Genomic DNA, 22930 nt, shown 5'->3' with positions numbered 1-22930 from the left:
GGCAGTTAGACACTGCTTAGTGGTCGCTGCTTGAGTCAATAAATAGGACTTCAGTCATGCCTTATTTGGCAATTTTTACGGGCAACGCCCATCCAGAACTTGCGAAAACCGTCGCCGACCACCTACACATTCCTCTTGGTAAAGCTGACATCACGCGTTTTTCTGATGGCGAAATTGCCGTGGAAATCAAAGAGCACGTGCGCGGTAAAGACGTGTTTATCATGCAGCCGACTTGTGCACCGACCAACGACAATTTGATGGAAATCATGATGATGGCGGATGCGCTTCGTCGCTCTAGTGCGGGCCGTATTACAGCAGTCATGCCGTATTTTGGTTATGCCCGTCAGGACCGTCGTCCACGCTCAGCTCGCGTCCCTATCTCAGCCAAAGTCGTCGCCGATATGCTAAATATCGTCAGTATCGACCGCGTCATGACCGTAGATTTGCACTCAGATCAGATTCAGGGTTTCTTTGACATCCCTGTCGACAACATCTACGGCACCCCTGTCCTGTTAAATGACCTACAAAAACAAGACTACGACAACATCATGGTGGTATCGCCTGACGTTGGCGGTGTGGTACGTGCTCGTGCGATGGCCAAACAATTGGGCGACACCGACATGGCGATCATCGATAAGCGCCGTGCCCGTGCCAATGAGTCGCAAGTAATGCACATCATCGGTGATGTGCGTGATCGTGACTGCGTCATCGTTGATGATATGGTCGATACCGCAGGCACCCTATGCAAAGCCGCTGAAGCATTAAAAGAAAACGGCGCGCGCCGCGTATTGGCTTACATCACCCACCCTGTACTATCGGGTAATGCGCTAAAAAACATCTCTGAGTCAGCCCTAGATGAAGTGGTCGTGACTGATACCATTCCATTGTCTCCTGCTGCTCAATCTTGTAGCAAAATCCGCCAAGTCAGTATCGCACCGATGCTCGCTGAGAGCTTACGCCGCATCAATAACGAAGAGTCTATCAGCGCCATGTTTGACGCCTAACGACTTATCTGTCAGTGGCGGTTTGCACATACAGCTACACACACACCTGATATAAAAAAACAGCGCCATATTTGATGATATGGCGCTGTTTTTTGTGTTCGCATTTTGCGTAGGTCTTTATTATTGCTACAAAACCACGTATAATGCGCGCCTGTGCCGACCGTTTGTGTGATCTTTGATGGTTGGCATCTTTAAAAGTGCTGATCACGTTTGCCAGATAGGTTTTTGCTGATATTTGTCAGTAAACGATGACGGCAAATATATTGCTCTGTTTCTTGGTTGTCAGCGTCATTGATGACCGGTCATCGAGCTTTCATCACGTATTAGTGGATTGGTCGCAAATCCACTTTTTTATGACCAGACACTTCATTTATCTTTTTATAGGATTATATCCATGAGTATTAATCATTTCGAACTAAGTGCAGTTGCCCGTTCTGCAGAACAGCAAGGTAAAGGTGCGAGCCGCCGCCTACGTAAGCAGAACCTAGTACCTGCTATCATCTATGGTGGTGACGAAGAGCCAACTGCGGTTTCTATCAAAATCAATGAGCTGGTTAAGTCTCTTGAATTTGAAGCGTTTTTCTCACACATCTTGACGCTAAATGTCGATGGCGAAGCGCATCAGGTCGTTATCAAAGACCTACAACGCCATCCAGCTAAAGGCTTCCCAATGCATGCTGATTTCCAGCGCATTGTAAAAGGTCAGAAAATCAACATGAATGTTCCTGTGCATTTCACTGGCCGTGAAGAAGCACCAGGTACAAAAGCTGGCGGTATCTTGTCTACCCTCGTCTCTGACATCGAAATCGTTTGCCTACCATCACAACTACCTGAATACCTAGAAGTTGACGTATCAGGCATGGAAATCGGCGATCTATTCCGTCTATCAGACATCAAACTACCAGAAGGTGTTATCATCTTCGAACTTGATATGGAAGATGCACACGACCGTACTATCGTTAACATGCAGCCACCAACGGTTGAAGAAGTTGACGAAGATGCTGACGAAGTCGATGCAGCTGACGTACCTGCGACCGAGCAAGGCGCTGAAAACAAAGACGGCGAATAATAAACGACCGCTAGGTCGTGGCACTATGCCGTCGACCTGCTGATAGGTTCGTTTCGTCAAAAAAAACAGCAGGTGATGTATATCTCCTGCTGTTTTTGTAAGTAGGGTTTGAGCATCACAGTGCTGTCAGACATAAACGACAGCACAATCAACCTTACGCTCATTTATCACATTTAAGCAGGATGTTTTTATGGCCATAAAGCTTATTGTCGGTCTTGGTAATCCCGGTCAGCAGTATATGTTTACGCGTCATAATGCAGGATTTTGGTTTGTCTATCATTTGGCGCAGCAGTTCAATATCGCCCTTTCTCCTGACAAAAAGTTTCATGGGATAACGGGACGCGGACAGATTCATGGCGCTGATGTACGCTTGCTGATGCCATCGACCTTTATGAACAAATCGGGTCAATCGGTGGTACCGATGGTCAACTTTTATGGCATCGACAACGATGAGCTGTTGATCGCGCACGACGAGCTGGATATTCCAGCGGGTAGTATCAAGCTCAAAACCAATGGCGGCCATGGCGGCCATAACGGTCTGCGCGATATCACCCCGCATATCGGCAACGACTTTCATCGACTGCGTATCGGTATCGGGCATCCAGGTCACAAATCAAAGGTCAGTGGACATGTCCTCTCAAAGGCCTCACCTGATGAGCAGATTGCCATCGACAGTGCTCTGAGCGCCGCGTTTGATGCGTTGCCATTGCTGTTAGGCGGCGATATCGAAAAAGCCCGTTCCCAAATTAATGGCTTTAAACTGCCCGAATCATAACGGCCAGACCTTTACCGCTGGGTTTTTACCGCTGGGCTTGTTACGTGATACTTTATAGTAGTCTTTTATTTTGACAAAATCGTCCCCACTAACATGATGATTTCGTTCATTAATCTTTGTTACGCTAAGGAAGCAACTTATGCTACTTAATATGCTTAAATGCAAATTACATCGTGCCCGCGTCACTCATGCCGAGCTGCACTACGAAGGCTCATGCGGTATCGATGGTGATTTATTGGACCTCGCCGGTCTGCGCGAAAACGAATCAATCGACATCTATAATGTCACCAATGGCAAGCGTTTTCGTACTTATGCGATTCGCGCCGAGGCAGGCTCTGGTATCATCTCATTAAATGGTGCTGCTGCTCATATGGCAGACTTAGGTGATATCGTCATTATCTGTGCTTATGCGCACTTTGATGAAGCAGAAGCTGCGACCTACCAGCCAAAACTGGTTTACTGCAACGAAGACAACACGGTAAAAGACACCGCCAATATTATCCCTGTACAAGTGGCTTAAGCGCCTGACGCTCCAAGCGCTGCTGACCCATATCAGACGTCACCGCTGTCAGCCGTCAGGGCATATATATGACTATCGTACATAAAAGCTGACTCTACAGAGGATTCAGCTTTTTTTGTGCCATTTTTATCTGGCACATTTATATTTTTCTCCAAACTTAAAGATGGGCGGCGCTGGACAATACCTGCCAGCTACTTTGTAGATAAACCTATTTTTAACGGTTTGACAAGTTTTAACGGCTTGACAGGGGTTGGCGTGTTTTTTGAGTTTGGTGTCATGATTCATTGATAAGGAAACATACTGATGTGGTTGGCAGTTACTGCTGTATTGATCGGCTTGGCAATTTTGGTATGGAGTGCAGACGTTTTTATTGATGGTGCCACGGCGCTGGCAAAAAAACTCAATGTACCCAGTTTTTTGATTGGGGTCATTATTTTGGGTCTTGGCACTTCTGCACCCGAAATGGTGGTGTCGGTACTGGCCGCCTTAGAAGGCAGTCCGGAGCTGGCACTGGGTAATGCCTATGGCTCAAACATCATCAATATCGCCTTGGTACTGGGCGCAACTGCCCTAATAAGCCCCATAATCATCCATAAAGGCATCATAAAACGCGATCTGCCAATATTGCTCATCATTACCGCTTTGGCCGCGTGGCAGCTGCGTGACGGGCAGCTGAGTATCGTTGATGGACTGGCACTCTTAGCACTATTGGTCGTGGTCTTAGGCATCCAGATCGTGCTGAGCTTGCGAGAAGGCAGCTCACATAAGGTTGATGATATCGATGATAATAAGATTGTAGAGCACCGCGCAGTGGATGACGCGCTGAGCGCAGCAAATAGTGAGCCAAGCTTGCTGCGTGGTTTGTGGGCATTGTTCCTTGGACTGACCATGCTGGTGGCCAGCTCGCGCGCCATCGTCTGGGGTGCAGTAGAGTTGGCGACGCTATGGGGATTGAGCGAGCTGATTATCGGTCTGACCATCGTCGCCGTCGGCACGTCTTTGCCTGAGCTGGTGGCCAGCCTATCAGCGGCGCGCAAAGGCGAACACGATATGGCACTGGGCAACATCATCGGCTCTAATATTTTCAACACTTTAGGCGTGGTGGGTCTGGCAGCCTTGATCGCTCCGATTAGCGCCAGTCCGATTATTTTGTCGCGTGATGTGCTGGCGATGAGTGCAATTACGCTGCTACTTGTCGTGCTGTGCGGCGCCGCTTTTATCAGACATCGCCCCTTTAGCCGGGGCTCAGGTGCGGCGTTGATGCTGTTTTTTGTCGGCTACACACTGTGGCTGATGCAAACCGTCAACATGTAGAGAGAAGATGAGATCGAGGTAGGTGTGCTAACTGCCAGCGCTTTATCACCCCTGTATGATAAGCGGCACAAATGACGCTTATCATATAGTGAGTTCAGTATAAAAACGATACAGTGGGACTGGGATAAATTTTACGCAGCCTCTGTCGGCGTAGGCACAGCACGCAAGGAAAATTTATCCCAGTTCCACGTTGACATATAATGTATCTGTTTTATTTAGAATCGACTATACAATCTCACAGTTATTGATTTTTCTTACGGTTTTTAAAACCGCGCCATAGTCCCTCATGCGCCACTTTTGGCATCTTAAGAGTAATGGAGTTTGAGAGCATATCTTGTACGGCAAGACCGCGGCGATTAAACAAACAAAACACGTAATTAAAAATTAAACCCAAGAACGCACTGGTTAGCATAATCGTGCGCGAACCACCGATCAGGCTACCGATGACACCAAACAGCAACGGCATCAAACAAGCCGCCAATATGCGTTTAAACGACTGCCCCCAAGTCAATAAATGCCCAGCATTGTTGACGGTCTTTAGCCGCCATGTCTGCATGCCAAGGGTCTGGCCGCCGCGTCGCCAAAATATCCCATAAAACGCCACCAAGGTCAAAACAAAGGCCGGCGTCATGACAAGGTTTTGATACCAAGTCGGTAGCGACTGCGCTTGCGACGATTCGGTACCAGTCTCCATGGTCAGCAAAGTCCCAATCACCGTCAACATCGTACCGACCAAAAACAACAGCGCCAAAATCAGCATACCATCATACAAAATCGCCACCACCCGAGTTAAGGGTTTGGCAATGCTAGGTGCTTCATTTGGGTCTTGCTGCACAGGCGCACCGGGTGCAGAGGGTTTAGGCGCAGAGGGGTTGGACGCAGTTTTTGGCGGGCGTTTGGATAAACTTTTTGACATGGTACAAGCTCATAGCAAGCAGTGAATAGTAGCGCTATTGTACCGTAATTCAAACGCTTATCGTACCTTTGATGATTAAAGACATATGCGCCACGTGCTACTGGTATGTATTGTGCGCAAATGATAGATATAAAAAAGACAGACACAAAAAAATCGCCAAAGTGTCATAAGACAGGCGATTATTTTAGGTTTTGCTTAAACCTTAAAAAGGTAAGCTAGTATGCAAATGGTGCGCCTGGAGAGATTCGAACTCCCGACCCCTTAGTTCGTAGCCAAGTGCTCTATCCAACTGAGCTACAGGCGCGTATTTTGCATATCATTCACTACAGTGTTTAATAACAATTGCAGTAAATTAGGTTGGTCATTATATAGATAATATCGCTTATGTCAACTGATTTTTTAAGATAATTTCAAATTATTTTTTGAAGTCATCGCTAAAAAATCATTTATCGTCGATATACTGCGTTAGCACTATTATAACAACAAAATAAATGGCGGTGAAGGAGGGATTCGAACCCTCGATACGCTTACACGTATGGTTCCTTAGCAGGGAACTGGTTTCAGCCACTCACCCACTTCACCGAACGAAGTAAGACACTTATAATACTGTTCAAAAACAGCCTTATAAATACAGTATCGATGCTAACGATACGTCTTATGTCGTGGGCGAGTATTATAACAAAGCCAAAACGAATTGCAAGCCTTGTCGGCAGATTTAATCTCGCTTTTATGATAATTATTGATTTAAATGCTTTTATCGCTCATTGTGCCCAACAATACTGCCCAAATCTGTACATCAGAGACCTCCTATACACAAGGCTGCAATAGGCTGGTTTGTTTGAATGAACCACCTGCCATAAGTACAATCAATGCAACACAAAACTGGCACTTTTTATGTCTGTAGAACGCTACTTGTTTTAAAACAGGTTAACGCTATGCTGATACTGGCTTTTTGCTTATTGGCTGGCTATAGTATTTATCAGTTTTCTGATAGCTCTTATAAATAAAAGGATATGTTATGCGACCCGTGGTACTGTGTTTTTCAGGATTGGACCCCTCAGGCGGTGCTGGGCTACAAGCGGATATCGAGGCCATCGGCCAAGCCGGCGCCCATGCCGCCATCGCTTGTACCGCCATCACCATCCAAAGCTCGCAGCAGGTGTATGGGTTTGAGGCGTGTGCGGCCAGTTTGGTCAAAGATCAAGCCATCGCCGTGCTCGAAGATCTGCCGGTCCGTGCCATAAAATCCGGCATGCTTGGCACCACTGACAATATCGCCATGCTTACAGAGCTGTTTGCCAAGCAAACCATCGACGCTGACACGCCGTTTGTCTTAGACCCTGTGCTGGTCGCCAATAGCGGCGGCAGCTTGGGCAATGAGCAGACCTTGGTCACCGCCTTTCGCAAGCTGCTCCCCTACGCGACCTTAATCACCCCCAATACGCATGAGCTGCGTGCGCTAAGCGGCGAGCAAGACCTACATGTCGCTGCACGAAAACTGTGTGCGCAAGGCACCCGTGCCGTCTTGGTAAAAACCTCCCATGACTTCGACAGCGGCGATATCGAGCAGTATCTGTATATCAATGGTGAGATGGTACATCAGAGTATTTTGCCGCGCCTAAAAGGTGAGTTTCATGGCTCTGGCTGCTCGCTTGCCAGCTTTATCGCTGGACGCTTAGCCGTGGGCGATGCGCTGGTTGACGCCGTCAAAGCGGCAGATAACTGGATCACTCAGACGCTACGCGCCGCTGACGTCCCGCACCCTGACGACGCCGCCGCCCAACTGATACCCAATCGTTTTGTCAATTATTCACAAATCCAATAAATATATACAAAAAGGGCGCTCTATATCGATAGAGCGCCCTTTACTCAGGCTAGTTAACAGCGCAGCGCCCTAGTGTTAACCCAACATTGGCATAAAGCTGGCGGCCAAACCACCGATGAATATCTCAAGTAAATAAAACGCCAAAAAAGCCACCATCGGTGACAAATCAAACATGCCTAAGTTTGGCGTGATGCGGCGAAACGGTGCCAAAATAGGCTCCGCCAGACTGATGATAATACCGATAATTGGATGCTGAGACTGAGTAAATACCACAATCCAGCTGACGATAATAGAGCCGATGACCAAGTAGCGACACATACGCAAAAAGTCTAATAATAAGCTGGTGGTGCCCGTAAAAAACAACGGCACCGGCGCAATGCCTTTATGCATCAAAGCGGCTTTGCCAGAGATGTCGATCAGACGAATCAAAAACATCAATACAATGGCAGCGATGCTGATTCGGCCTTGCGCGACGGTCGGAAAAATACGCCCAAACACATCGACGATATGGGTCGCTTTATAGGCAGGGGCAATCATGGGGTTACGAGCATCCATACCAGCAAACTGCAGCATAAAACGAATAAACACCAACATCATGGCGAAAGTGGTGACCAAATCAAAGATTTGAAATAACATGTTGTTCATGAAGCGCTACTCAATGTGACGTTATTAACGGATTTTAAGAAGACGAATGTCTTTATCAGGCGTTTTTTGATTAAAAGTGAGATATGCCGTCGTGTCTGACATATCCCAAGATAGATAACAGCAGTCAGCGATTATTTACTCATCTCTTCGCTCAGCGCTTGGCTGCGATCGTAGCAGGCTTGCATGGCTTCAATGATTTGACGACCAATCTCGTTGGCTTGCATAGACTCGACGGCCGCTTGCGTCGTACCATTTGGCGAGGTGACCTTACGGCGCAGCTCGGCTGGTGCGTCATCACTATTCATCGCCATTTTTGCCGCGCCTAGCATAGTCTGCATGGCCAGTGCTGACGCTTGCTCTTTATTCAACCCCAGCGCGACTGCACCATCAACCATCGACTCGATAAAGTAAAACATATAAGCAGGCGCTGAGCCTGAAACGGCCGTGACCGCATGCATATGTGCTTCATCATCGACCCACATGACTAACCCTGATGCTTCCATCACCGCCGTTGCCAATTGCTTTTGTTCTGCAGAGATAGCGTCTGTACCATATAGGCCAGTCGCACCCATCTGAATCATCGCCGGTGTGTTTGGCATCGCGCGCACGATATTGCTATAGCCGCCGAGCATGTCTGTCAATAAAGCCGTCGACAGACCTGCCGCGACCGAAATCACCAGCTGCTGATCTAGCGCAGCGGCAAAGCCGCGCACCACCGCTTTCATCACTTGCGGCTTGACAGCCAATACCACGATGTCAGCACCGATAACAGCAGCGGTAGCATCAGCGGTTGGGTCGACAGCGTTTAGCCCTTTAGCAGATAGCTGCTCGCGCACCTCGCTACTAGGGTCAGCAACTGTAATCAAGCTTGGCTCCACACCGCAGCTGACAAGCCCACTAATCAGAGCCTGCGCCATGTTGCCGCCACCGATAAAGCTGATTTTTTTATTATCTAATACTGACATACTTGTCTCCTACGCAAAAATCCAAAAGTATTCAAACTAACATACTGCTAGGGAAAATGACACTCAGTTTACCATACTGCTACTGGCATCGTTTGATAAATTCAGCGGCTTACTTGCCCGCTTGCTGCCTCATTGACTGATAGAGTTATCGCCTCTATTTGGACGGACTTTGGTGTTGCTTTGGTGTTGCTGGCTTTGTTGTCTAGCGCGCTTTTTGTATCATAATCTGACTGACGACACCCTCAGCTATCTCATCAAACGCCGCCGGATGATTACTCTCTACGCGCATGATATCTGTGTGCAATATCCAACAATCAAAAGGCGACAGCAATAAGATAGGCACGGCAGCTGCGTTTTCGATCAGATCGTCTTGCCCGTCTTTTAAATGCCTACAGTCGACGCTTACTATCACCAAGCTTTCACGCAGCCATACTGGTATGCCCAGCGTTTGATATAGTTTTTTGCCCGCTTGTGGTCGCGGCATGGACACCGTGCGCACACGCTGCTGCCGCGCCAACGGTGCAAACGAGAGACGAATGGTACCCTGATGGTTGGCAAGCTTATCTCTTAGTGTACCTTTGCTTAACGTGTCCTTGCTTAACGTAGCACTGCCGCTTCTATCACCACCCAATAAAGCAGCCAAAGCATGAGGCCAAATCTTGGCTTGCCAAACGAAATATGTGTCACTGCGTAATGTCATCAAGATAGGCTGCTGTCTGATAGCAGGTGTACTAGCTATTTCAGCTGTCAGATCAGAGATTACATGCTCCACCTTACCCAGCGGTAATGTCAGCCAATCCAGCCAGTCGCTACTTATGCGATACAGCCGCTGACGATAACGGCGAATGACGTAAGACTGTAGACCCGCTTGCCAAAAAAGCGAAGTTTGGTGATTAGAGTCCTGACGCCGGCTAAGGTCGAATACTTCATCTACCAGCTGCTTTGTGGGTGGTAATGGCTCATCTTGAGTAAGCCAATGATGCAGCAATTGGCGCTGACGGTATGGCGACAGCGTGTTTAGCACTGCTATATCTAGTACCCGCTGGGCGGACGCGAGCTGCAAGTCACTGACTGCTACCCGCTGCAGATCCTCTATTGCCTGATCATTGATGATGGATTGTGCGTCACTTAATAGCTGGGCGCTACGAGCGATATTATCAATAACGTTTGGATTGTACGTGGCCAAAACTGGCATGATATCGCGGCGCAGACCACTACGGACGTTGTCTCCTGCCTCATTGGTTGGGTCATCAATATAGGGGAGTTGTAGACGCTGCGCATAACGGCTGATCATACTGCGTTTGGCAGTCAACCATGGCCGCCACAGTGCGTTGCGCCGGCCACTTTGTGTTTGCGTGCGCCACGGCTGCATCCCTGATAGCCCATTGACCCCAGCGCCTTGTATCAGCCGCATCAGTATCGTTTCGGCTTGATCATCAGCATGATGCGCAAGCATCAGTACATCGTCGGTGTTGAGTACGGCGCGCATCACCTCATAGCGGGCGAGCCGTGCTGCCTGCTCGTCTTGACCTTTGACCTGTGCGCGCAAGATTTGACAAGGCATATTTTGCGCGGTGGCCCAACGCGCGACGTGCTGCGCCCAGACGCTGCTATCTGCTTGCAGGCCATGATCGACGTGCAGCAACTGCGGCAAAAACGGCAAGCGGCCGTGATGATATAGCTGGACACACAGCGCCGCCAGCGCTAAAGAGTCTCGCCCACCACTACAGGCCAGCCAGACACGCCGGCCATGCAGCTGCGCGCCGTATTCTGTCAGACTACTCAGCAATGCCTGCGCCAAACCTTCGTCAATTGGTAGCGTCGCTATGGGCTTAATAGGAGAGGGAATAATTGCGCTACTGGTCATAATCAGCCTTGTCTGTACCAATCAAAATATTATGAGCCTTAACATATATACGTCGTATAGAAATTATGCTGCTAATTATAGTAAAGTCCAAATACGTCAGATACATGGCGATTAAGTCACTCAATGCAAAGTTATTTTTTTAAAGTGTTTAAATCGTAGTAGTTAAAAAGTAGCGGAGAATGTCTGAGCGCTTAGATGATTGGATAATTTATTGGCTCAAAATCTTATAAACCACCTCTTCTAAATCACCTATGCATAAAAAAACGCGCCATATAATGACACGTTTTTATTTTAGCACTTTTATTTTGCGATATGACTCATCAATAAATCAGCAAGGCAGCATCACTTCAGAGTTAAAGGATTTGAGCTTTTCATAACGCAGCGCGCAGCGGGTTTCAACATCCATCTCATTGAGCGCTTTTAATTGCTCAGTGAGCAAGGACTTTAGTGCATCCATGACAGGCTGCGGCTGGACGTGCGCGCCCTCACCTTCCTCAATGACCGCATCAATCAGACCCATTTGATGCAGGTTTACCGCGTTTAGCTTCAACGCTTCACTGGCGTCTTGGGCTTTTTCGGCAGTCTTCCATAAGATAGAAGCGCAGCCTTCAGGTGAGATGACCGAGTAGATACTGTTTTGTAGCATATTGACCCTGTCACCCACGCCGATGGCCAGCGCACCGCCTGAGCCGCCTTCACCGATGATGGTCACGATGATAGGAACTTGTAAACTAGAGAAGACTGCGATACTCTCCGCGATGGCTTGTGCTTGGCCGCGCTCTTCTGCGCCCACTCCTGGGTACGCGCCTTGGGTATCGACAAAGGTCATCACCGGAATATTAAAACGCTCAGCCATTTTTACCAAACGAATAACTTTACGATAACCCTCAGGATTGGCCATACCAAAATTATGGGCGATACGCTCACGAGTGCTGCGACCACGGTGCTGACCGATGACCATCACAGGCTGACCCTCAAAACGCGCCAGACCACCTACGATGGCCTTGTCATCAGCAAACGCGCGGTCGCCATGTAATTCATCAAACTCGGTAAACAGCTGATTGACATAGTCCATAAACAATGGACGCTTAGCGTGCCGTGCAAGCTGCACACTATCCCAGACAGTGCTCATAAATGCTTCCCTTTAATAATTATACTCAATAATGTTATCGGTTTTTGATAATAAAAGTACAGTTGTAAACTCAATAGAAGCTATAGTAGCACATCTTAAATGGCATGACATTATTGTCAAAGCGGCTTTTGTTACCTAGATCTGTAAACCACCTTACTAACGATAGGGCACATGCCACCGGTAAGGCACATTGATACGTCGATGGTGTCCGTCATCTGGCATAATAATATGGTTAATTCACTTTAAAACCGATATAGTGCAGCTGGTATGAATTTTGCGTAGCCTCTGTCAGCGTAGACACAGCAAGCAAGGAAAATTTGTACCAGTTGCACGTTTATATGAGCGTATCGATTTTATTTCGAACTAACTATAGTCATAAATGCTAGAGCCATCAGACCTCTATCACGCTAAGCTTGATACCCCATTTGGCAAACTGCTCAATCTCGGTATGCAAATCTGGCAACAAAAACGCATAGTGCTCACTACTATCGGCAACCGTGATCTGCCAGCAGTGATCATCGACGACAGCGAGCTGTAATGCTGGTAGCTCATGGTCGCTGCGGCTGTGATGCGCCAATACTGCCAAGCGCAGGAGCAAGCACAGATAGACCAACTGGTTGCCGCCGATGGTACAGGTCTGCTCCAACATATCGGCTTTTAGCTTACGGCGGTGATTGAGCATCAGCTGCGCCATGCGCTTTTGGTCGACCTGTGAAAACCCTGGAATATCTGAGTGCTCAAGCAAATAAGCACTGTGCTTATGGTAGCTACTGTGACTGATCGCCAGCCCTATCTCGTGCAAAAACGCCGCCCGTCTGAGCAAATCGCCATCATCACTACTCAGACCCAGCGTGTCTTTGACTTGTTCAAATAAATGCCGACTGGTTTTGACCACTTGTTTGGCTTGTTTTTTGTCACCTGAATAGCGTTTGATCAGCGCCAGCACACTGCGGTCACGCACGTCTTCACTCGCAAAACGCCCCAACATATCATACATGACGCCTTCGCGCAGCGCGCCGTCAGAATAGACGATGGTTTCGATGCCCAGCACTTTCATCACCGCGCGCAGGACCGCCACCCCCGCTGGAAACACCGCCTTTCGATGCTCTTTGACACCTTCTAAATCGATATCGCCGACGTTGCCGATCTTTAGCAGCAGTTTTTCGAGTTTTTTCACCCCTTTATAGGTGATGCGCTCTTGCTCATCGGCCCAGCCTTTTGACACCAACACATTTCGCACCGCTTTGATGGTACCGCTTGAGCCGACCACACTACTCCAGCCGACTTTTTGATAACGGCCATTGATCGCCAGTACTTCTTTACGCGCGCCTGCGATGGCATTGGTAAACGCGTCTTTGGTAATCTGCCCATCAGTAAAGTACTTTTGGGTAAAGGCCACGCAGCCCATCTGCAAGCTCTCGGTCAGTAGCGGGTCGAACTCTTGGCCGATGATAAACTCCGTCGAGCCGCCACCAATATCGATGACCAAACGCTTATCACTACTGGCATTGGTATGTGAAACGCCCAAATAAATCAAACGCGCCTCTTCTCGTCCTGCGATAATCTCGATAGGCTTGGGCAAAATCTTATTGGCACGGCTGATAAAGTCATTGGCATTTTTGGCTTGGCGCAAGGCGTTGGTGGCGACCACCCGAATACGCTCAGGCGGCACCGAATCCAAACGCGCCACAAAGCGGCTAAGACATTCAAGGCCGCGCTTTTCAGCCGCCGCGCTTAGGATGTTGTGCTCATCCAGCCCCGCGGCCAGCTGCACTTTTTCTGACATAGAGACGACCTTACGCACCTCCCCATGATCTAAACGAGCGATGGCTAAGTGAAAACTATTGGAGCCGATATCAATGGCGGCCATCATTTCATCGTCGGCGATTGGCGGGTTTGTAAAATAATCAATGGGCATAAGCGAAATCGTTACCATATTAGTGAGATAAAAGGTACATACATGGGCGGCGCTGGGTCAAACGGCTGGCTCAAGTAAAGCCAAGCTGTCAAACACCTTATAATAACCAAACTATAAAAACCACATGACAAAAACGGGCCATCAACATCAATGTGAGAGGCCAACAGACAGCAGTGACACAATTTTCGCCATTAAAGCATTTATGCCAAACACTGGCAAGCGACCCAAATGCTAATTAAGCAGCAAGCGCATCATCGACAAAATAACAAATGCGCCATAAACATCCATTGCTTGTGTTAAGGATAGCGTTTTGCTACATTAAAAACGACCAATATTATAATAAATAACAGTCACTTAATGACCGCCTAGCCGTTTTAGTAAAACAAAAAGCCCCCTAATGTCCACACTCAATAAACGATTAGCAAGGAAGCTAAATAAATGAATCAAACTACCATACAAAACACTACCAAAAACACCGATGCTCAAGCGGCCAGCAATGCTAAAAAAAGCATGATGATAGCTGTCAGCCCAACCAAACAAAGCTTTTATGATTTTTATTTAGATGAGCATCAAAACATGGCTTGCCGCCGGTTGCACTTCGCAGGTAGTAGCTTTGGCTTACTGGGCCTGGCAAAGTCGGTCAAGTCGCGCTCGCCCGCCCCGCTGCTTAAAGGCATCGCCGCAGGTTATGCCTGTGCCTGGGTCGGTCATTTTTTCTTTGAAAAAAACAAACCCGCGTCGTTTAAGTCTCCACTAAAAAGCTTTGTCAGCGACTTTCGTATGTACAGTGACGTACTGCGCGGCCGACTGAGCCTAAAAGATGCTAAGTTTGATAAAATCAAATAAAGGCTGTACACCGCATTCATATCCATAAAAAAAGGTCAGCACCATTTATGATACTGACCTTTTTAGAGCGCTCATTTTCAGAGCGTTCAAACCCATGCTAAAAACCGCAACTACGCTGTTGCCATCTCAGCAAATATCTCGTCAGCGGCTTTGATTGAGGCATCGATGTCTGCATCGCTGTGCTTGATAGACATAAAGCCTGCTTCATATGCTGACGGTGCCAAATAAATACCGCGATCTAACATGCCATGGAAAAAGGTGTTAAAGGCTTCCATATCACACTGCGTCACGTCATTGAAGTTTTGCGGTACAGTAGTGTCGCAGTCTTTGACAAAAAACATGCCAAACATGCCGCCGACGTTATTGGTGCGTAGATTGATACCATGTTTGTCCGCAGCTGCCTGAAAGCCGCTGATTAGCTTATCTACTTTGGCCGATAGCTCGTCATAAAAACCCGCGACCGTTAAGTCCTCAAACATCGCAATACCTGCACGCATGGCAAGTGGGTTGCCCGATAGCGTACCCGCTTGATAAACGCCGCCTAGTGGGGCAATACAAGACATGATTTTCTCTTTTCCGCCAAATGCGCCTACTGGCAGGCCAGCGCCGATGATTTTGCCAAAACAGGTCAGATCAGGGTCGATACCGAAATGTGCCTGCGCGCCGCCAAGACCGACACGAAAACCCGTCATCACTTCATCAAAGATCAGCACGGCGTCGTTGGCAGTGCACTCAGCACGCAAGGTATCGTGAAACGCTTGCGTGGGCACGACCATATTCATGTTGCCAGCGATCGGCTCCAAGATGACACAAGCGATCTCATCACCCCACTTTTCAAAACAATCCTTAATCGCTTGCGGATCGTTATAAGGAATGGTGATGGTATGCTTGGCAAAATCCGCTGGCACGCCTTTTGAGGTTGGCTCGCCAATGTCGAGCATTCCTGAGCCTGCTTTGACCAATAAGCTGTCTGAATGGCCATGGTAGCAGCCTTCGAACTTAACGATTTTGTCACGTCCCGTATAGCCACGCGCCAAACGGATGGCGCTCATGGTCGCCTCCGTGCCTGAGTTGGTCATGCGAATCATCTCAACGCTTGGCACGATCTCGCAGATCTTATCGGCAACGGTGGTTTCAAATGGGGTTGGTGTACCAAAGCTCAGGCCATCATCCGCCGCTTTTTTGACCGCATCGATCACCTTTGGATGAGCATGACCCAAAATCATCGGCCCCCACGAGCCAACATAATCGATATAGCCATTGTCTTCGGTATCATAGATTTTGCTACCGCTGGCACGATGCATAAAAATCGGCGTACCACCTACTCCAGCAAAGGCACGGACAGGTGAGTTGACACCGCCTGGGATATGTTTGCGAGCTTGCGCAAATAGTTGTTCGTTTTTAGTACTCATAAATATTCTCTATTATTGTAGTAAAGGTAATGGTGACGTAAGCCATCTTTAGTCTGTTGGCTTGCAGGCGTTTTATGCCTTTTTTACCACCGAGGATTTTAGCTTCATCGGCCCATAGCCATCGAGCTTACAGTCGATATCATGACCATCGCTCGCATCTGGTAGCAAACGAATGCTTTTGGCCTTGGTGCCTACCTTGATGATGAGTGAGGAGCCTTTAACTTTTAAATCTTTGATGACGGTCACCGCGTCGCCATCTTGTAGCTCGTTGCCGACGGCATCGCGAATGACAGCGCCTTGAGCCTCGGCTTCTGCAGCGTCAGTTTCCGCGGCTGTCCACTCATGGGCACACATGGGACATACCAGCAACGCACCATCTTCGTACGTATATTCAGCATCACATTTTGGACAATTTGGTAAGCTCATCGTTTCCTCGGCAGCCAGCAATATTTAGGTGTATTGTAGAGCTAACATTGTACCGTAACTCGCCATCTTTAACCAATTTGTACGGTTGAAAAATGGTCACTCTACCCAACTTATACCGTAACCATTGGCGAGGCACTGTTGTTTTTTACGGCAGTACTTTTTGTGGTACTCTTCTTAATCTCATCTGGTTTTTATAGGCGCGTATTTGGTCAAAGGAGTCTGATACCAGCCCTTACCTACTATGCGCAAACCCTGCTAATCAGCGCTCAAAAAAGGATAATAACAATGACTCAATCTACCGATATACCGACTCTGCCGCAGTTTTCTCAATTGACGCTCCAAGGCGAGGATGCCGAAAAATTCTTGCAAAGTCAGCTGACCATTGACGTCACCAAACTCGGACTCAGCTATCAAGCTGCTGCCATTAGCAACCTAAAGGGCCGCATCGAGTTTGGCATTTGGATCAAAAAACAAGCCGAAAATCACTTTGATATCGTCATCAGCGCTGACTGTGCCGACAGCTTACAAGCCCATCTTAAAAAGTACGGCGCATTTTCGAAGTTTGAGACCAGCACTCCAGCCGCCATCTATCCTTGTGTGCTCGCTGATGAGCCGACTTTTAGTCACAAAGACGAGCACCATACGATAGAAGAGGCCAATGCATGGGCGCAGCAAAGTATCGCCACTGGCAACTACTGGATCGTCGCGGCGACACAAGGGCAGTTTCAGCCGCAAGAGCTACGCCTGCATCAGCGCGGCGGAATGGACTACGATAAAGGCTGCTACTTGGGTCAAGAAGTCATCGCCCGTATTTATTTTAAATCAGCGCCAAAGGCGTTTTTGCACTACGTCAGTGGCACAGGCGAGATGCCAGCAGCCGGCGACAAACTCGGTAAGATTCAGGTGGTCAACGCCATTGCTAGCAATAATGGCTTTGAGGCGTTAGTCGTTGCCCGTCCAGAACATTTAGCCGACAGCGAGCTGACAGTGTTGGCATTGCCACCAGCATTGCAAGCGGATGTGGCCCGCCAGCCATAGCACAAAACATCTCGCAGCCGTAACAGCACTTTTTTTAAAAACGCAGCAGAGCAATCTATGACACATATCGCGGTACTCGGGGCAGGCGTGGTGGGTGTGACCACCGCATGGTATCTTCGCCAAGCAGGCTATGATGTGACCGTCATCGAGCGTGAATCAGCAGCAGGAATGCAGACCTCGTTTGCCAATGGCGGGCAGATATCGGTCTCGCACGCCACCCCTTGGGCCAATCCTGCAACCCCAAAAAAAGCACTAAAGTGGCTAGGTAAAGAAGACGCACCGCTGCTGTATCGCCTGCGAGCGGACAAGGCGCAGCTCAGATGGGCGCTGCAGTTTTTGCAAGAGTGCCGCGCGGACAGAGCGGATGCCAATCTGGTACAGATGGTCCGATTGGGGCTGTTTTCACGAGAGGCTTTGCAGCAGCTACGCGCGGATATCGGTATCGAGTATGAGCAGCAAACGCGCGGCATCATGCATTTTTATACCGACCAAGCAGAGTTTGAGGCAGCCATTGCTCCGACCGAGCGTATGCAAGCGCTTGGCTGTGAGCGCCATATCATCGATATTCGTACTGCAGTCAGCTTAGAGCCTGCACTCTACCCCATCGCTCATAAGCTCACAGGCGCAACCTATACCAGCCGTGATGAGTCGGGCAACGCCCATCTATTTACTCAGCGCTTGGCTGCGCTCTGCCTTAAAGCTGGCGTACAGTTTTTGTATGATACTGATGTCCTCGCCATCAATCTTGATACCCAAACGTCGCAGCCGCACGTGCATAGCGTCACCCTTCGGCCCAAAGACGAAAACGCCCAGAGCTTTAGCGCCGATAGCTATGTGCTGGCGCTTGGTAGCCATAGCGTCGCCCTGATGAAACCGCTTGATGTACAGCTGCCTATCTTCCCCGCCAAAGGCTACTCAGCCACTTATCAAGTCAATCCTCGCGCCCCGCATCTAGCGCCATTTGTCAGCCTAATCGATGATGAGTTTAAACTGGTGGCATCGCGCCTCGGTGACAAGCTACGGGTCGCGGGCACCGCCGAATTCAACGGCTACAATCTGGATCTAAACCCCACTCGCTGCGCGGCCATCACTCGCCGTGTGCAGCAGCTATTTCCAAAAGGCATCATTGCAAGCTCTGTACAATACTGGACAGGGCTGCGGCCGATGACCCCATCAAACGTACCGCTGATAGGCCGCGCGCACAGAGGCCATGTCCGTCACGGTAGTCATAATACAACAGCGAGTTTTGATAATTTATGGCTAAACACGGGGCATGGCACACTTGGCTGGACCCACGCTTGTGGTTCGGCAAAAGCTATTAGTCTGTTAATACAGGGCAAAACTCCATCCGTCGATTTTGACTTTGTCGGTGTGACTACTGCATAAAAGCTGCCGAGCATTCTCGTAAAATAGATACCCGTAGCCCGTGACGCTAAATACTCGTAGCACGTGACGCCCTGTAGCACATAGCATCTTGCATACCAGCTTTATTTCGGATTGATTATGTTTAGTGCCTAATATTTAGTCCCTAATCTTGCTAATAAATTTTTATCCATTTCCATTTTTGCGATATCGTCTTTACGGTACTTTGTTGAAAAACCTGCCTTTTATTACACAAAGCTGCCACTCCTAACACAGGCACGTAGATCTCTATAATGGTGCAACACTCTAAACACTGCCTATACAGACAAGGCTATTGTGAGCGCCTATATTAGATATCACCAGTTGGCTCACGCTTGATTGCCAATGCAAGTTAAATGTTGGTAATAATCAGCAGCCACTGAGTGATACGGTATAAAAAGACAGATGGAACGCATGTCTTATTACTTAATATTCTAAGGCTTAATATCTAAATGCTTAGTCTTTAGACAAAACTTAGCTTTTAGACTCAGTCTCAACAATAAATTCGATCATAATAGAAGGAATATAATAATGAATGAACATACGCTAAAAGGTGAATGGAACCAAATGAAAGGTGCGGTTAAACAAAAATGGGCAGAGCTCACCGATGATGACCTCACTCATATCGAAGGCAGCCGCGACAAGCTAGTAGGCCGTGTACAAGAGCGTTATGGTCATAGTAAAGAAAATGCCGAGCGCGAAGTAGACGAATGGCGTCGCCACAATAACTACTAACAGTAACTACTAATTGTACTTACTAAGCTAGTCTTCTTTACTCACTCACAGTGACCAGCTCAATTACTTGCTTTTGAGTACTTGCTGTTAAGTAAATGATAAATAGTAGAGAATAAAAAAGACCGCATGAGAGTGTGCGGTCTTTTTTTGTATCGAACGAGCAGATACAATAAAACCGCATAGCAATGAATTGTTATGCGGTTTTATTGTTAACCATCCATGTTACCTATCACGGTTGCGTCATGCGCATCCTTGCACGCTATTCAACATAATGTGATACTGGGCATCCTGCCCTTTTTCTACGACTACCAGCAATCACTGCTGTTGTCAGCACAGAAAATGTGTCCTTACTTCAGTTCCCATTATCATCCTGATGCTGATCACTGAATCATTATCCTTAATGCGGTCTACTCAATCCTTGAGTCACATTCCCTAATGCCGTGTGACTATAATGCCCAATCTATAATGTGATGTTAAGTGGCGTAAGCGTCATTGCGTGTAAGCATATACTTACATCAAAACTTATACACTCATTTTTATCCATCCAAACTATTGATAATTATAAATTTTATTTTATAAAAGTAACCGCCTGCTTGAAAAAATCATACGGCAATTAAAATAGATTGGCGCTGAACCTCTCTGCATCCCGCACATTAGTCACCCAAAGTAGCCGATGCTTACGCAAATATTTGCAAAGTTTACAACTTATTAACAGCCAAGACACGCAGCAATGAGATTAGCGTCCTACTATGGTTATGTAAGCAAATATTTCAAAAAGAAGAAATATCCCCTATAGGAGAAGACATTGTGAAAATATTAAGACCTTCGTCTTTATCAGCGGTGGTCACCTCTGGTCTTGCTATCGCATTACTGAATGTCTCTACCGTCGGTTGCACGGTCGCCGCGCCTGGATACGGTTATGATTACCCCATCTACGGCGGAGATGGTGATTATGACCGTGTCAGTTACAAGCGCGTCAGTCAGCAGCTACGCAATAACTTGCGCCGTAAAGGCTATCAAGTAATGGATATTAGAGCGGACAGTCATCGAGGCCGCCGCGCGCTCATTGCTTATGCCAAAAAGAACAACCAAGCATATGAGCTAAAATATAGCTATCCTGATCTGCGCTTGATCAGCTCAAACAAAAAATCTTGGTCCAATATTTGGGACGACGAAGACTATTATAAGAACGATAAATATAAGAACGATAAACATAGGAATCATGGTAAGTACAATAAGCACTATAAAGGTGATGATGTCGAGGATCGTATCAAACAAGAGTCACGCTACCCTGCCATCAAACAACGGGCGATCAGAAAGGTTGGCGCCATGGGTTACCGCGTCAAAGACATTGAGCTGGAAGAGAAAAACAATCGCGGAGTGTTTGAGATTGAGGCAAAACGCGGCTCCCAAGAGTACGAAATATTGCTTGGCTATCCCAATCTAAACGTCATCAAAATAGAAAAAGACTAATTTTGATGAGATAGTGCACGTCTCATTGATTATTCTTGTTTGTCCGTGCATTATTCGCGCGACTTTTTATTAGATTTTGGCATCGTTGTGGTCTTGATGCCTCTGGTCAAATAAGCCAGCCCTTGGTTTGTTTGGCCATTTTTTATAAACTGACTCATCACATTTTGACCCCATAAGAGGTTTTTATGCACATCACTACTTTTGTAAAGCCCACCGCAGTGACTGCTATGGTTGCTGCCTTGGCGCTGACGACTGGCTGCGTCACCGCGCCTGGCTACAATGCCTATGGCGATCTATATGAAGACATTTATAAAGACACCAAGCTGTATAAGAAGCACAAAAAAACGCTGAAAAATATCGATAAAGAGCTGTATCAGCCTGCCATCGAGCAGCGCGCTGCCAATAAAGTCAGCAGCATGGGGTACCGTGTCAAAGATGTAAAATACAAAAAAGGCGATCACAAAATAAAGGTAAAAGCCAGACGCGGCGGCGAAGACTACAAGATCGAGCTTGATTACCCAAGCTATCAGGTGATTAAAATAAAAGAAGATTGAACCTAATTAAGCCACTATTCGCTATCCTGCCTCATCTCTTACCAGTCAAGTACTTCAATGACATCATAAGCAGGCGTCTCATAAGGGTGCGCCTGCTTTAACGCACTGATGACCTGCTCGATATTTTCTTTTGCCACCACCATCTCAACGCGCCATTCGGTTACTTTTTCTAGTCTATCCTGCGCCCCGATATGCGGGTGACTACCTGCCAAAGGCTTAAACTGCCCTGTACCCTGCACTTGCCAGCAGCACGTTTCATAATTGCCAATCTTACCGCCGCCCGCGGCAAACAGCGCTGATTTTACCGCCTCGAGCGCCTCATCAGGGATAAAAACGGTTAATTTATACATAAAACACTTCCTTCGAGCTTATTTAAAAAAATTACTATAGCTATAAACTTACTATTTTTTAGATAACGATGGATGATCAGTCCATATATAGCGTAGTAGCCAGTCCTTGGCGTCGCCTGCATAGTCGATGCCGATACGCGGGCGCAATGACACTGGCGGCTGACAGCCATCGTCTTCGACCCAAACGTCAGATACAGGGGCAATAGGCTTGCCATATAAATCACGATCAATGTGCAAGCGTTTGGTGAGCTTACCTGGTCCTGCAAACTGTTTGGGAGCTGTCCGCTGCTTACTGGGACGCCATTGCTGCTCGTCTGTGAGACGGTCACTGTCGCCAGTCAAAAACCCTGCTCGTATCAGCACAGACTCGGGCGACTGAGCAGCGCCGCTGACTAAGTTGAGCATATGATGGACGCCATAAGTCAGATAAACATAAAATACGCCACCTGGCTCATACATAATCTTGGTACGTGAGGTGCGCGTGCCAGCATGAGCGTGGCAGGCTGGGTCTGCTGCCCCAATATAGCCTTCGGTCTCCGAGATGCGCATACGTAGGATTTTTTCTGTGCCGTCGCTATCTATCAGCCGCCTGCACAGTACCTTACCTATCAAATCAGCGGCGACCACACAGGTGGGACGCGTAAACCAAATCGGCTCTAGTGCCTTGCTGTTTGTTTTGGGAAACCGCGTGTGAGACATGACTATCGACCTACGTGACACATTCAAAGGTATTATAAGTAGAATA

23 protein-coding genes and 2 tRNA genes are annotated in these 22930 nt (G+C 47.8%); 13 read left to right on the top strand and 12 right to left on the bottom strand.

The genetic code is table 11. The annotated features are described in order from the left end of the window. Window positions 1-56: 56 nt before the first annotated feature. The 6 genes from CAP50_RS01300 to CAP50_RS01280 all read left to right on the top strand — a co-directional run bounded on the left by CAP50_RS01300 (window position 57) and on the right by CAP50_RS01280 (window position 4682). Window positions 57-1004 (top strand): ribose-phosphate pyrophosphokinase, encoded by a 948-nt coding sequence (locus tag CAP50_RS01300; protein WP_058367921.1) that lies wholly within the window; start codon window positions 57-59, stop codon window positions 1002-1004. A gap of 394 nt (window positions 1005-1398) precedes the next feature. After that, complete coding sequence (locus CAP50_RS01295; protein WP_100748754.1) at window positions 1399-2073, top strand: 50S ribosomal protein L25/general stress protein Ctc; 675 nt, start codon at window positions 1399-1401, stop codon at window positions 2071-2073. Between the two features lie 190 nt (window positions 2074-2263). Further along, window positions 2264-2848, top strand: a complete 585-nt coding sequence (gene pth / locus CAP50_RS01290) for an aminoacyl-tRNA hydrolase (protein WP_100748753.1) — start codon at window positions 2264-2266, stop codon at window positions 2846-2848. Window positions 2849-2987: 139 nt separating this feature from the next. Next, window positions 2988-3368 carry an aspartate 1-decarboxylase gene (gene panD / locus CAP50_RS01285; protein ID WP_075102220.1) on the top strand — a complete coding sequence of 127 codons (381 nt, stop codon included), beginning with the start codon at window positions 2988-2990 and terminating at the stop codon, window positions 3366-3368. Window positions 3369-3485: 117 nt separating this feature from the next. Continuing rightward, on the top strand, window positions 3486-3656 hold the full coding sequence (locus CAP50_RS12645; protein WP_172953034.1) for a hypothetical protein: 171 nt from the start codon (window positions 3486-3488) through the stop codon (window positions 3654-3656). Window positions 3657-3671: 15 nt separating this feature from the next. Continuing rightward, window positions 3672-4682, top strand: a complete 1011-nt coding sequence (locus CAP50_RS01280; protein ID WP_100748752.1) for a calcium/sodium antiporter — start codon at window positions 3672-3674, stop codon at window positions 4680-4682. Window positions 4683-4923: 241 nt separating this feature from the next. Here CAP50_RS01280 and CAP50_RS01275 read toward each other — a convergent pair whose 3' ends face one another. From CAP50_RS01275 to CAP50_RS01265, 3 genes are all read right to left on the bottom strand, one after another. Then, entirely contained in the window at window positions 4924-5598 is a 675-nt protein-coding gene (locus CAP50_RS01275; protein ID WP_100748751.1) for an RDD family protein, read from the bottom strand. 227 nt (window positions 5599-5825) lie between these two features. Further along, window positions 5826-5902 (bottom strand) — tRNA-Arg (locus CAP50_RS01270). A gap of 188 nt (window positions 5903-6090) precedes the next feature. Further along, window positions 6091-6180: transfer RNA gene (locus tag CAP50_RS01265), tRNA-Ser, on the bottom strand. A 436-nt stretch (window positions 6181-6616) separates the two neighbouring features. On the opposite strand from CAP50_RS01265, the gene CAP50_RS01260 reads away from it, so the two are divergent. Further along, the gene (locus tag CAP50_RS01260) at window positions 6617-7423 is read left to right on the top strand and encodes a hydroxymethylpyrimidine/phosphomethylpyrimidine kinase (protein ID WP_100748750.1); all 807 of its coding nucleotides are present in this window, start codon (window positions 6617-6619) and stop codon (window positions 7421-7423) included. Between the two features lie 75 nt (window positions 7424-7498). On the opposite strand, the gene CAP50_RS01255 is transcribed toward CAP50_RS01260, so the two are convergent. The 5 genes from CAP50_RS01255 to ppx all read right to left on the bottom strand — a co-directional run bounded on the left by CAP50_RS01255 (window position 7499) and on the right by ppx (window position 13950). Further along, window positions 7499-8068 carry a YggT family protein gene (locus CAP50_RS01255; RefSeq protein WP_075102216.1) on the bottom strand — a complete coding sequence of 190 codons (570 nt, stop codon included), beginning with the start codon at window positions 8066-8068 and terminating at the stop codon, window positions 7499-7501. A gap of 131 nt (window positions 8069-8199) precedes the next feature. Continuing rightward, the gene (gene proC, locus CAP50_RS01250; RefSeq protein ID WP_100748749.1) at window positions 8200-9033 is read right to left on the bottom strand and encodes a pyrroline-5-carboxylate reductase; all 834 of its coding nucleotides are present in this window, start codon (window positions 9031-9033) and stop codon (window positions 8200-8202) included. Window positions 9034-9235: 202 nt separating this feature from the next. Next, window positions 9236-10900 (bottom strand): tRNA lysidine(34) synthetase TilS, encoded by a 1665-nt coding sequence (gene tilS, locus CAP50_RS01245; protein ID WP_100748748.1) that lies wholly within the window; start codon window positions 10898-10900, stop codon window positions 9236-9238. Between the two features lie 328 nt (window positions 10901-11228). Continuing rightward, window positions 11229-12032, bottom strand: a complete 804-nt coding sequence (locus CAP50_RS01240; RefSeq protein ID WP_100748747.1) for an acetyl-CoA carboxylase carboxyltransferase subunit alpha — start codon at window positions 12030-12032, stop codon at window positions 11229-11231. Window positions 12033-12423: 391 nt separating this feature from the next. Next, window positions 12424-13950, bottom strand: a complete 1527-nt coding sequence (gene ppx / locus CAP50_RS01235; RefSeq protein ID WP_100748746.1) for an exopolyphosphatase — start codon at window positions 13948-13950, stop codon at window positions 12424-12426. 510 nt (window positions 13951-14460) lie between these two features. On the opposite strand from ppx, the gene CAP50_RS01230 reads away from it, so the two are divergent. Continuing rightward, window positions 14461-14796 carry a DUF962 domain-containing protein gene (locus CAP50_RS01230; RefSeq protein ID WP_241900619.1) on the top strand — a complete coding sequence of 112 codons (336 nt, stop codon included), beginning with the start codon at window positions 14461-14463 and terminating at the stop codon, window positions 14794-14796. Window positions 14797-14906: 110 nt separating this feature from the next. Here the strand turns inward: CAP50_RS01230 and hemL are convergent, their stop codons facing one another. Together hemL and CAP50_RS01220 are read right to left on the bottom strand one after the other, a co-directional pair. Then, entirely contained in the window at window positions 14907-16208 is a 1302-nt protein-coding gene (gene hemL, locus CAP50_RS01225) for a glutamate-1-semialdehyde 2,1-aminomutase (RefSeq protein ID WP_075102210.1), read from the bottom strand. A gap of 72 nt (window positions 16209-16280) precedes the next feature. After that, the gene (locus CAP50_RS01220) at window positions 16281-16634 is read right to left on the bottom strand and encodes a zinc ribbon domain-containing protein YjdM (protein WP_075102209.1); all 354 of its coding nucleotides are present in this window, start codon (window positions 16632-16634) and stop codon (window positions 16281-16283) included. Between the two features lie 285 nt (window positions 16635-16919). On the opposite strand from CAP50_RS01220, the gene ygfZ reads away from it, so the two are divergent. From ygfZ to CAP50_RS01195, 5 genes are all read left to right on the top strand, one after another. Beyond that, window positions 16920-17672: a CAF17-like 4Fe-4S cluster assembly/insertion protein YgfZ gene (ygfZ, locus tag CAP50_RS01215; protein ID WP_075102208.1), complete on the top strand. Its 753-nt coding sequence runs from the start codon at window positions 16920-16922 to the stop codon at window positions 17670-17672. 57 nt (window positions 17673-17729) lie between these two features. Next, complete coding sequence (locus tag CAP50_RS01210; RefSeq protein WP_100748744.1) at window positions 17730-19058, top strand: D-amino acid dehydrogenase; 1329 nt, start codon at window positions 17730-17732, stop codon at window positions 19056-19058. Between the two features lie 546 nt (window positions 19059-19604). Next, window positions 19605-19808 carry a CsbD family protein gene (locus tag CAP50_RS01205; RefSeq protein WP_100748743.1) on the top strand — a complete coding sequence of 68 codons (204 nt, stop codon included), beginning with the start codon at window positions 19605-19607 and terminating at the stop codon, window positions 19806-19808. An 807-nt stretch (window positions 19809-20615) separates the two neighbouring features. Next, window positions 20616-21281: a hypothetical protein gene (locus CAP50_RS01200; RefSeq protein WP_100748742.1), complete on the top strand. Its 666-nt coding sequence runs from the start codon at window positions 20616-20618 to the stop codon at window positions 21279-21281. 185 nt (window positions 21282-21466) lie between these two features. After that, on the top strand, window positions 21467-21835 hold the full coding sequence (locus CAP50_RS01195) for a hypothetical protein (protein WP_100748741.1): 369 nt from the start codon (window positions 21467-21469) through the stop codon (window positions 21833-21835). 38 nt (window positions 21836-21873) lie between these two features. Here CAP50_RS01195 and CAP50_RS01190 read toward each other — a convergent pair whose 3' ends face one another. After that, entirely contained in the window at window positions 21874-22185 is a 312-nt protein-coding gene (locus CAP50_RS01190) for a Nif3-like dinuclear metal center hexameric protein (RefSeq protein WP_100748740.1), read from the bottom strand. Between the two features lie 51 nt (window positions 22186-22236). After that, a complete protein-coding gene (locus CAP50_RS01185) occupies window positions 22237-22884 on the bottom strand; it encodes a DNA-3-methyladenine glycosylase (protein WP_100748739.1) in 648 nt (215 codons plus the stop codon). Window positions 22885-22930: the final 46 nt, after the last annotated feature.

It is taken from the genome of Psychrobacter sp. L7, from assembly GCF_002810365.1.
GTDB lineage: Bacteria > Pseudomonadota > Gammaproteobacteria > Pseudomonadales > Moraxellaceae > Psychrobacter > Psychrobacter celer.
Note: the sequence above shows the minus strand (reverse complement) of the source record. Positions and strands in the feature narration are given on the sequence as shown.

Excerpts from the sequence above, each read along its gene's own strand:
- CAP50_RS01300 (WP_058367921.1), top strand. The coding sequence starts at position 57 with ATGCCTTATTTGGCAATTTTTACGGGCAACGCCCATCCAGAACTTGCG.
- CAP50_RS01295 (WP_100748754.1), top strand. The coding sequence starts at position 1,399 with ATGAGTATTAATCATTTCGAACTAAGTGCAGTTGCCCGTTCTGCAGAA.
- pth (WP_100748753.1), top strand. The coding sequence starts at position 2,264 with ATGGCCATAAAGCTTATTGTCGGTCTTGGTAATCCCGGTCAGCAGTAT.
- panD (WP_075102220.1), top strand. The coding sequence starts at position 2,988 with ATGCTACTTAATATGCTTAAATGCAAATTACATCGTGCCCGCGTCACT.
- CAP50_RS01280 (WP_100748752.1), top strand. The coding sequence starts at position 3,672 with ATGTGGTTGGCAGTTACTGCTGTATTGATCGGCTTGGCAATTTTGGTA.
- CAP50_RS01275 (WP_100748751.1), bottom strand. The coding sequence starts at position 5,598 with ATGTCAAAAAGTTTATCCAAACGCCCGCCAAAAACTGCGTCCAACCCC.
- CAP50_RS01260 (WP_100748750.1), top strand. The coding sequence starts at position 6,617 with ATGCGACCCGTGGTACTGTGTTTTTCAGGATTGGACCCCTCAGGCGGT.
- CAP50_RS01255 (WP_075102216.1), bottom strand. The coding sequence starts at position 8,068 with ATGAACAACATGTTATTTCAAATCTTTGATTTGGTCACCACTTTCGCC.
- proC (WP_100748749.1), bottom strand. The coding sequence starts at position 9,033 with ATGTCAGTATTAGATAATAAAAAAATCAGCTTTATCGGTGGCGGCAAC.
- tilS (WP_100748748.1), bottom strand. The coding sequence starts at position 10,900 with ATGACCAGTAGCGCAATTATTCCCTCTCCTATTAAGCCCATAGCGACG.
- CAP50_RS01240 (WP_100748747.1), bottom strand. The coding sequence starts at position 12,032 with ATGAGCACTGTCTGGGATAGTGTGCAGCTTGCACGGCACGCTAAGCGT.
- ppx (WP_100748746.1), bottom strand. The coding sequence starts at position 13,950 with ATGCCCATTGATTATTTTACAAACCCGCCAATCGCCGACGATGAAATG.
- CAP50_RS01230 (WP_241900619.1), top strand. The coding sequence starts at position 14,461 with ATGATGATAGCTGTCAGCCCAACCAAACAAAGCTTTTATGATTTTTAT.
- hemL (WP_075102210.1), bottom strand. The coding sequence starts at position 16,208 with ATGAGTACTAAAAACGAACAACTATTTGCGCAAGCTCGCAAACATATC.
- CAP50_RS01220 (WP_075102209.1), bottom strand. The coding sequence starts at position 16,634 with ATGAGCTTACCAAATTGTCCAAAATGTGATGCTGAATATACGTACGAA.
- ygfZ (WP_075102208.1), top strand. The coding sequence starts at position 16,920 with ATGACTCAATCTACCGATATACCGACTCTGCCGCAGTTTTCTCAATTG.
- CAP50_RS01210 (WP_100748744.1), top strand. The coding sequence starts at position 17,730 with ATGACACATATCGCGGTACTCGGGGCAGGCGTGGTGGGTGTGACCACC.
- CAP50_RS01205 (WP_100748743.1), top strand. The coding sequence starts at position 19,605 with ATGAATGAACATACGCTAAAAGGTGAATGGAACCAAATGAAAGGTGCG.
- CAP50_RS01195 (WP_100748741.1), top strand. The coding sequence starts at position 21,467 with ATGCACATCACTACTTTTGTAAAGCCCACCGCAGTGACTGCTATGGTT.
- CAP50_RS01190 (WP_100748740.1), bottom strand. The coding sequence starts at position 22,185 with ATGTATAAATTAACCGTTTTTATCCCTGATGAGGCGCTCGAGGCGGTA.
- CAP50_RS01185 (WP_100748739.1), bottom strand. The coding sequence starts at position 22,884 with ATGTCTCACACGCGGTTTCCCAAAACAAACAGCAAGGCACTAGAGCCG.